The 9,280-nt window shown below is 33.1% G+C and carries 12 protein-coding genes and 1 tRNA gene; 12 read left to right on the top strand and 1 reads right to left on the bottom strand.

Going from position 1 to position 9,280, the window contains the following annotated elements; all coding sequences use genetic code 11:
- Positions 1–245 precede the first annotated feature (245 nt).
- The 8 genes from ACKI44_RS09145 to ACKI44_RS09180 all read left to right on the top strand — a co-directional run bounded on the left by ACKI44_RS09145 (position 246) and on the right by ACKI44_RS09180 (position 4,253).
- Positions 246–626 carry a helix-turn-helix domain-containing protein gene (locus ACKI44_RS09145; RefSeq protein WP_407423665.1) on the top strand — a complete coding sequence of 127 codons (381 nt, stop codon included), beginning with the start codon at positions 246–248 and terminating at the stop codon, positions 624–626.
- 97 nt (positions 627–723) lie between these two features.
- The gene (locus ACKI44_RS09150; protein ID WP_407423667.1) at positions 724–918 is read left to right on the top strand and encodes a zinc ribbon domain-containing protein; all 195 of its coding nucleotides are present in this window, start codon (positions 724–726) and stop codon (positions 916–918) included.
- Between the two features lie 2 nt (positions 919–920).
- Complete coding sequence (locus ACKI44_RS09155; protein WP_407423687.1) at positions 921–1,013, top strand: zinc ribbon domain-containing protein; 93 nt, start codon at positions 921–923, stop codon at positions 1,011–1,013.
- A 136-nt stretch (positions 1,014–1,149) separates the two neighbouring features.
- A tRNA-Gln gene (locus ACKI44_RS09160) sits at positions 1,150–1,221 on the top strand.
- A 435-nt stretch (positions 1,222–1,656) separates the two neighbouring features.
- The gene (locus ACKI44_RS09165; protein WP_407423669.1) at positions 1,657–2,103 is read left to right on the top strand and encodes a MarR family transcriptional regulator; all 447 of its coding nucleotides are present in this window, start codon (positions 1,657–1,659) and stop codon (positions 2,101–2,103) included.
- Between the two features lie 79 nt (positions 2,104–2,182).
- Complete coding sequence (locus tag ACKI44_RS09170) at positions 2,183–2,662, top strand: bacterioferritin (RefSeq protein ID WP_407423671.1); 480 nt, start codon at positions 2,183–2,185, stop codon at positions 2,660–2,662.
- A gap of 22 nt (positions 2,663–2,684) precedes the next feature.
- Positions 2,685–3,461 (top strand): MBL fold metallo-hydrolase, encoded by a 777-nt coding sequence (locus ACKI44_RS09175; RefSeq protein WP_407423673.1) that lies wholly within the window; start codon positions 2,685–2,687, stop codon positions 3,459–3,461.
- 30 nt (positions 3,462–3,491) lie between these two features.
- Positions 3,492–4,253, top strand: a complete 762-nt coding sequence (locus ACKI44_RS09180; RefSeq protein ID WP_407423675.1) for an EFR1 family ferrodoxin — start codon at positions 3,492–3,494, stop codon at positions 4,251–4,253.
- Between the two features lie 69 nt (positions 4,254–4,322).
- Here ACKI44_RS09180 and ACKI44_RS09185 read toward each other — a convergent pair whose 3' ends face one another.
- Positions 4,323–4,931 (bottom strand): flavodoxin family protein, encoded by a 609-nt coding sequence (locus ACKI44_RS09185; RefSeq protein WP_407423677.1) that lies wholly within the window; start codon positions 4,929–4,931, stop codon positions 4,323–4,325.
- Between the two features lie 107 nt (positions 4,932–5,038).
- On the opposite strand from ACKI44_RS09185, the gene ACKI44_RS09190 reads away from it, so the two are divergent.
- The 4 genes from ACKI44_RS09190 (at position 5,039) to ACKI44_RS09205 (ending at position 9,208) form a co-directional block, all read left to right on the top strand.
- Entirely contained in the window at positions 5,039–5,473 is a 435-nt protein-coding gene (locus ACKI44_RS09190; RefSeq protein ID WP_407423679.1) for a MarR family winged helix-turn-helix transcriptional regulator, read from the top strand.
- Between the two features lie 3 nt (positions 5,474–5,476).
- Positions 5,477–6,328 (top strand): SDR family oxidoreductase, encoded by an 852-nt coding sequence (locus ACKI44_RS09195; protein ID WP_407423681.1) that lies wholly within the window; start codon positions 5,477–5,479, stop codon positions 6,326–6,328.
- A gap of 13 nt (positions 6,329–6,341) precedes the next feature.
- Entirely contained in the window at positions 6,342–7,199 is an 858-nt protein-coding gene (locus tag ACKI44_RS09200; RefSeq protein WP_407423683.1) for an aldo/keto reductase, read from the top strand.
- 626 nt (positions 7,200–7,825) lie between these two features.
- Positions 7,826–9,208: a transposase gene (locus tag ACKI44_RS09205; protein ID WP_407423685.1), complete on the top strand. Its 1,383-nt coding sequence runs from the start codon at positions 7,826–7,828 to the stop codon at positions 9,206–9,208.
- Positions 9,209–9,280: the final 72 nt, after the last annotated feature.

A 9,280-nucleotide genomic window follows, 5' to 3' on the forward strand; every position in this document is an offset into this window, starting at 1 on the left:
TATATTTATTTAGGCATAATATCATGCAACCCCATAACCAATTACTCGATTATGAGTTTCAATGGGGAAAATCCCGTCATAACTGGGATTGAAATAAAATTTCACTGATTTAAATGGGAAATAGACCCTAGCTTGTCGCACAAATACTCGTCAAATGCTCTCTCGCGATTATTTATTATATTAAATATAATTATAATATGTATTATAAGTTTTAGTAATTTTAATTGAAGAGGAGTATTTTTTTTATGGTTTATCGGACTTGTAGGCATCGTGTTTATCCTAATCAAATACAAGAAAAATTGTTTAAACAATATTTGGGACATTCACGTTTCATTCACAATAACCTAATTGATGAAATAGAGTACAACAGACGTATAGCCAATATATTCCATTATCAATCCCCATATGTTAACAATAAGTATATGGAATCCATATTTAACTATTTAAGAGAATGGCATCCTTTTATTAATGATTTGGATATTAATACTATGCAGGCATGCTATAAACCAGTACTCCAAGCATACGAAAACTTTTTTAAACGAGGATTCGGATATACAAAATTCAAAAAAACACAAAAAACCTCAAAAGAAAAAAAATACGGCAGCGAACATTACAAAAAACCCTAAAAACATTACACAAACACATAAACAAAAGAAACAACATCAAAAGAGAATATTATCACAAAATAAGCAAAGACATAGTCAAAGAATACGACATAATCAAATGGAAAACCTAAATTTAAAAGAAATGATACTAGACCATGATTACAGCAAAGGACTACAAAACGTAAGCCTAGGAATGCTAAAAAACATGATAAAATACAAATGCGAACTATATGGAAAAACATTCATTGAACTTCCCCGATATTATCCGTCCTCACAAATCTGTCACGTTTTGGCTACAGAAACACAGATTTAACCATAAAAGAACATAACCGGCAATGCCCGAACTGCGGCGCAATCTTAGATAGAGATTTGAATGCATCCATAAATATTATAAACTATGGAAAATAATATATTAATATGAACTCTGAGACCCAGAGGGATAGCTCGGTAATTCTAAGACTCACAAGAGACTTACAGCCCGAGAATCTCCGAACTCTACAGGTCGGAGAGGTTCAAATAGGATGATTTCTAAAAATAATTGCATAGTCCCGTGGGGTAGTGGCAATCCTTTTGGGCCCTGGACCCAAAGATAGCGGTTCGACTCCGCTCGGGACTACTTAATTTTTCTGATTTTTTTTAAACACACATACATTTTTTTTACCCTTAGCAATGATTTTAAATGATTTATATGAAATCAGGGGATAGTTGCGCTATTTTTGCCATATGCTTATTTTTGAGTATTTTTAAGAAGTTCACGGACATTCAAACTGACAAATCTTTTGGCAGCAATATAGAAAAACGGCACTAAAAATAATGTTGAAAGTGACTTCAGGAGTTCAATTAAATCAAATCCGGCACTGAATCCAATAACGACTGAAATTGAAAATACCTATGATAGGATAGGTGATAGTTGTGATACTTTTTTTTATACACTAATTTTTAAGATTATGAAAATTAAATATTTTCAATTACAATATCCGTATTAGTTTCATAACTGAAGATATTTTTATTAATTTCTAGCTACATACTATTACTTACTGTGGTGATTTGTATGGCTAGTTTAAATTTTGATGATGACCGGTTGAAGACTACTCCCTTTTTTTATTTCATTAACTACATTAATGTGCTTCACGACAATTTCTTAAAGGAGAATTTCAAGGATATTACTCCCAGGGATTTCACTTATCTTTCCAATATTTTCTATCATGAAAACATTTCCCAAAAGGAATTGGCGAATTTACTTTATGTTTCAGAAGCAAATATTGCTCAAATCGTTAAAAGGCTTGAAAAAAGAGGTTATGTTAAACGTGAATTTTTAAAAGACGATTATGGTAAAAAATCTCTTAGTTTAACGGATAAGGGTGAATCCATTTTTAATTTTCTTTTAAACATGATTAATGAAGGGGAATCAGAAATTTTTAAAGATTATTCTCTTGAAGACAAAATGAAATTCAAAGAAATGTTATATGTCTTTTGTGAAGGTGCAGCCGAATACTGATAAAACTTAAATATTGTGAAGCAAAAACTAATATTATACTTAAGATACTTAAGTAAAATATAATATGAAAGGTGAAATCATGGCTGATAAGGAAAAGACTATAGAAGTATTGCAGGCTATTGTAACCGGTTTATCCGCAAATTCATTCGGACACAGAATTCAAGCTAAAATATTTGCAGGATTAGGATTTCCGTCCCTAGGGGACAAATACATTGCACATGCAACTGAAGAAATGGATTTCGTAGAACAGTTCATGGACAGAATCCTTGATTTAGGTGGAGAAATCAAACAGGAAGCACAGGAAGCAAAACCTATATACACAGACATTGTTGAGTTCATAGAATATGATTACAATGTATCTGTTGAAGGAATTGCATTTTTAAACGAAGTTATGGATTCCGGAATCTTTGATGCAACCACCTATGACCTGATGAAAGTATATCTCAAGGATGAAGAGGAAGACATGTACTGGAGCGAACAGCAACTTGACTTATGCAAAATGATTGGAAAACAAAACTACCTGACCCAATTGTTAATCAACGGTCCTGCTACTGAATAAACTTATTTTTTAGGTGGGTAAAATGGAGATTAAAGCGGTTAAAACATTTAAAAACGGATTCATGAATCAGGCTTTTGCTTTTGGTGGTGAAGATGGAATGGAAAATTTCGATGCATCCATTAAATATCGGGCAAGCATTCAAAATTACCTGATTGACACAGGAGATGAAGTGATTTTAGTGGATACTGGTATTCCAGAGGGATTTAATACTCCGGAACCTGATGATTCAACTCCAATCTACAATGGTGAGCTGATAAGCAGTTATGTTGAAGCATTGGAGAAATTAGGCTATAAAATGGAAGATGTATCAAGAATTCTTCTAACACATAAGCATATTGACCACTCGGGAGAACTGTCAAAATTTCCGAACGCTAAAATATACATGTCTGAAACTGAAGCTGAAGAGTTAAAACTTGATGGGGACAACATCATAACAGTTAATTATGAAACCAGTTATAAGAATTTCCCGAAAGCTGAAAAAATAGTTGATGGAGTATATCTTATTCAGGCGATAGGCCACACTACCGGAAACAGCATAGTCATTGTGGAAGATGATGATTTATTTTACATGATTCATGGCGATATAACATATACTGATGAAGCACTCTATGCAAACAAGCTTTCAATCGTTTTTGAAGATATTGAAAAAGCAAGGGAAACATTAGACAATGTACGTGAATTCATCAAAAACAATCCGACCGTGTATCTGTCAACACACACTCCATTAGGTCCTGAAAACCTTGAAAACAAATATATTATGGATTTAGATAACCCTCCGGAAAGTATTTATCCCGAATAAATACTTTCTTAAAATTCTTTTTTGATTAAAATGAAAATATTGTATTATACATCAACCGGAAATAATCTCTTCATTGCAAAACAGTTTGGGGGAGATTTAATAAGCATTCCTCAACTTGTAAAAGACAATGAATTTGATATTGCAGATGACACTGTAGGAATCATCTTTCCAGTTTTTTTCGCAACTTCACCGAAACTGATTAGGGAATTTGTTGAAAAGGTCAACATCAGGACAGACTATCTGTTTTTGATAACATCCTACGGAAGGGACGGCGATCAAAATGCTCTTCGAATAATGAAAGAAACATTCAACAAAAGAGGCATTACAGTTAACTACACAAATTCAGTGTTAATGGTTGATAATTTCCTGCCAGTATTCGACATGGCAGAGGAAATCGAACTGAAAAAGGATTTAAACATCATTGGGGAGATTGAAAAAATAAATAATGATGTTCTGGCCAAAAGGGAATACATTTTGGATAAGGAACTTTTTACTGATGTTGAAAATATTGAAGTTGTATTGGAAAATACAATGTGTGAAAAATACCGCATCCAAGTTGGGAAAGACTGCAGCGGGTGTGAAGTATGCACTAAAGTATGTCCAAGAGGAAATATTGAACTTACTGGTGAAAAACCAAGTTTTGGAGATACCTGTGATTTCTGTTTAGGCTGTGTTCACCATTGCAAAACACATACACTGACAATAAACGATGAAGCAAATCCTGATGAGAGATACAGAAATCCAAACATTAAACTTTCCGAGATAATTAAAAGCAACAGGCAAACAATATAAATTACATTATGATAAAAGTAGAATTCTATTTTCGAATCATCTCTCACATTAACGACAATATTGTTAATTTTATCTGCTAAACTCAGGAAGCGGAATTCCTTCTTCGATGCTTAACTGCTTTATTTTTAAAAACCATGCCATGTTTCTTGCAAGGTTTTTCATTGTCAGCAATCCCTCATGGTCCTGCAGTGCTTCTTCGGCCTTTGTTCCGTAGATTACATTCCAGTATGTTGAGCTTATTATTGGCATTTCTGCCCATGTGAAGAATCTGTTTATTGTGTCAATTGCAGTCATTGTTCCGGCTCTTCTAGCGCTTGCAACAGCTGCTGCAGGTTTCAATCGGAATATTCTTTTTCCTCCGAAAAATGATGAGAAGAAAACTCTTGTCATGAAGTTGGTCAGTGTGGGATTGACAGTTCCATAATACACTGGTCCTCCGAATATGTATCCATCATATTCTTCGGCCATTTCAACAAAGTTATTCACTTCATCATCATATACGCATTTTCCAAGTTCACTGCATTTCCTGCAGTCTATGCATCCTCTGATGTCCTTATGTCCTATCCTGTATATGTCTGCATCAATGCTTTCATTTTTCAATGTTTCTCTGATTTGATTCAATGCAACGTAGGTACATCCTTCTCTGTTTGGGCTTCCATTCACTAATAGTACTTTCATGTTATCAAATCCTTTAATAATAATTATGATTAATTGTTATTTATAGTTAATTGTTAACTATGGTTAAGTATTTATAGTATGGCATATAAAACTAATTTTAGATTATTATGATTTACAGTGACAATCCGGAAAAGATATTCTTTTACCATTACGTTGAAGAAATCATTTCAGATTACGGATCATTTTTCAACAGTGTCCTAAAGGACAATGGCATGACCATCAAGGAACTGTCTGTTCTTTTAAGGATAAGATTCGATGATATAACGACCCAGCAGGATCTGGTTGATGTATTTAGGGTAAGTGGAGCATACATTGCAAAACTGCTTAGAAAATTCGAAGACAATGGATACATCAAAAGAGCGGAGGACCCAAAAAACAGGCGAAAGAAAAGAGTCAAGTTAACAGAAAAAGGAATGGAAAAGACAGACGAGCTTATCAAAGTCATAGACGACTGGGAAAAGGAAGTGACATCTGATTTAACAGATGAAGAGATAATCACACTAAAAAATATTCTATTTAAAATCATAAGCAAGGAGGATTAGATTATGGAATTTGATATAAACACAAACAAGGAAGTGATTGCACTTTTAGGTGCAGGAAGTATGGGAACAGCAATAGTCAAAAGAATAGGTGCAGGCAAACTTATCTTTTTAGGAGACATCAGCGAAGACAATCTTGAAACGAGGGCTAAAGAGTTAAGATATGAAGGATACATTGTAGAAACACAGGTTGTCGATGCAATGGATAAAAGATCCGTTGAAGCATTTGCTAAAAGGGCATCAGAATTGGGAAATTTAAAACATTTCATAAACACTGCCGGTGCTTCACCTAACCAGGCAAGCCCGGAACATATAATAAACCTTGATTTGGTTGCAACATCAGAAACCATTGACGTGTTTGCAGACTACATTGCAGAAGGAGGATCTGGCCTTATCATATCAAGCCAAACCGGATATATGATGAATATTCCTCCTGAAGTTGAAAATGAAATAGCTATGGCACCTACAAGTGAACTTAAAGACATTGAATTTATCAAAAATGATGCAATGGTCAATTCAGGTGTTGCATACATTGTCGCCAAAAGGGCAAATCATTTGAGGGTAAGAACAGCAGCCGCAACAACATGGGGGGATAAAAGAGCAAGAATCAACACAATCAGTCCTGGAATAATTGTAACTCCTTTGGCTTATGATGAGTTTGAGGCCGCAGGTGAAGGATATCAGGAAATGATAAACTCATCTCCCGCAAGAAGGGTCGGAACTCCTGAAGAGATTGCAAGAGCTGCAGAGTTTCTCTTAAGCGACCAGGCTTCATTCATAACAGGAATCGATTTGCTCATTGACGGTGGAGTAATAGCTTCAATAAGCAGCGGAAGATATTCACTACAGGTAGAATAAGGAGAATGATAATATGAAATCTTTCAAATTAAATGACGGTAATGAGATTCCTTCAATCGGTTTTGGAACATTTCTGATTCCTGCCGACGGAAGCACATATGATGCAGTTTCAAAAGCACTGAAATTCGGAGTAAGACACATCGACACAGCTGCAGCATACTTCAACGAAGAGGAAGTGGGTCGTGCTGTCAAGGACAGTGAAATTGACCGTGAAGATGTATGGATAACCTCTAAAATGTGGCTTCAGGATTACAAATATGAAGATGCCAAAAAGGCCATTGACATATCTTTAAAAAAGCTTCAGACAGATTATATGGATTTGTATCTCCTGCATCAGCCTTACGGTGCAGTCGGTGAAGCATGGAAAGCATTGGAGGAAGCTAAAGACGAAGGCAAAATCAAATCAATAGGGGTAAGCAACATGACACCGAAACTATGGAACAGTTTTGTACCGGATTTTGATACAATGCCTTCAGTAAATCAGGTTGAGTTCAATCCATACTTCCAGCAAAAGGAAATACGTGAAATAATGGCCAAGGACGATGTTAAACTTGAATCATGGGGTCCGCTAGGTCATGGAAGCCACGACCTTTTAACTAATCCTGTAATTGTTGATATTGCTGATAAATACGGTAAAAATGCAGGACAGGTTATTTTAAGATTTGAAAATCAGGAAGGAATAATTGTATTTCCAAAATCCACAAAGGACGAACGCATAAAATCCAATATGGATATATTCGACTTTAAGTTGACTGATGGTGAGATGGATAAAATCAGGGTGCTTGACACGGGCAAGGGAAGTCATGACCCTGATGCTGAAGGTGTGGGGGAAATGCTGCTTTCAGCATTTGATGTGCATGCAAACGATTAAACACTAAAATTCACATAACCATCACCTCATTCACATAATCCGAACTTTTTTTGATAAAAATTAGTTTAGAAATTCTATGAAAAATCAATATCATTCAGAGAGTTGAAGTACTTAAAGAAGTTAAACTAAGTGATGTAATTTTAATATATATAATTGAGGAAGTTATATGAAAACTTATATGATAGTTGTATCAATTACCTCTCTATACTACTTTTTTTTAGAAAATTAGAGTGTTGGCAGAAATTATTTAGTTTTTGAATCTGTTCATCTTTTCATATATTTTTCTATTTTTTATTAAATTTTGTTCAATTTTAATTCGACAAAAAATTTTTTCATAGAATTATTGCTATTTTTTACAGAAACCTTCTTATTATTAGTAATTTAATCTAATTATTTATAATAATTATCAATATTTAATTTTAATACTTAATTACTTATTATTCTAACTATAAGTTATTTAAATCTATTTATATTAGAAATTACAAATATATAATTGATTATAGTTAATTCTATAATTTTTAAATTATGTATTGGAGTTTTAGATAGATATGATTTTGAATAATTATATTTTAAGAGATTTGACTAGGGAAATTGAAGAAATAGAAGAAGAATTTCAATTTATGTACTTGGCTTCGGAAATTGTTGATGGTACTTTTAAATTCTTTAAAATCGAACGATTAACTTCTGGTCCTGGAAAACCGCCTTTTGATTTGAAGGATATGATAAAACTAATTTTTTATGGACATATTAATAAAATTACAAGTTCTGTTGAATTGGCTTATAATGCAAAGTACAATCATTTGTATAATCTGATTTCGCATGGCGTTGAACCAAGTGATAGAACAATACGGGATTATCGTATGTATTTTTCCCTAATTTACAAGTTAATAATGAGTTTTATTCTGGTCGTGGCAAATAGAATTGGTTTAACTGATTTTGAACATATTGCAATTGATGGAACCATAAAAAGAGCATATAACTCTCCATTCAATATAATTAAAGAAAAAGACATTAGTTTGTTAATAAAACATTATATGGTGGAAGAATTATCAAAGGAAGAAATTAAAAAGCTTAGAAGAACTGCACGAAAATTTTTGAGGGATGAATCGAAATCAGATGAAGAAAAAGTAGATATTCTTTTTTATTGGTGGTATTTGTTAGATTGTTCGGGTCAGGTGTCACTTGCTTTGAATGATAATGATGCTAGGTTAATGAAAACTAAGGATAAAGGCCAAAAGTATCGAAAGTTTTCATATAATGTCCAATTAGGCACAGACACTAAATCTAAGTTGATTTGCGGAGTTAATGTAGTTCAAAATCCCACAGATCATTATCAAATTCCTGCACTAATGAATCAAATCCTCGTTAATTTAAACACTAAACCAAAGAAAATTAGCGCTGATACAATCTATTTAACATTAGCAAACATAGAATATCTTGATAACTTAGGAATCAGTGCTTTAATCCCAACATCACAGCAAAATAGAAAGAATTCAGATAATCAACCTGACAATCCATTTGCTATTGATTATTTTGTCTTTGATGAATATAAAAATGTTTTCATTTGTCCAAATAATAAAGAATTAACACTTGATGGAGCATATCTGGCACCACAAGAAAAAGGAGGAGGAAATAAAATCAAATTAGTCTATTCTAATTACCAAGCCTGCAAAAACTGCCAATACAAAGGAAAATGTTACAAATCAAACCATAGAACAATAACAAGATACATTCACGAGTCCACATACAAAGTAGAAAGATTAATGTCCACAGAAGAAGGAATAAATGATTATAAACTTCGTTCCAAGACAGTGGAAGCACATAACGGAACTTTTAAAAGAGTTTATCATTATGATTTTATTCCATTAATTGGCTTAAAAAGAATACAAAACTTAATGTTCACCATTGTAGCCTCATATAATATGATAAGATTATTTAATCTTATTAAAGAGAATGAAATGGATTTATATTCAGTTATTAATGCAATAAGATTCATATCCTCAAATTAAAAATATTGATCTAAAAAATTTAAAGGAGAAAAATGAAAAATGTTCAAAATTAAATAATTTCTGCCAACACTC

It is taken from the genome of Methanobrevibacter sp. (assembly GCF_045646205.1).
In the GTDB taxonomy this organism is placed as follows: domain Archaea; phylum Methanobacteriota; class Methanobacteria; order Methanobacteriales; family Methanobacteriaceae; genus Methanocatella.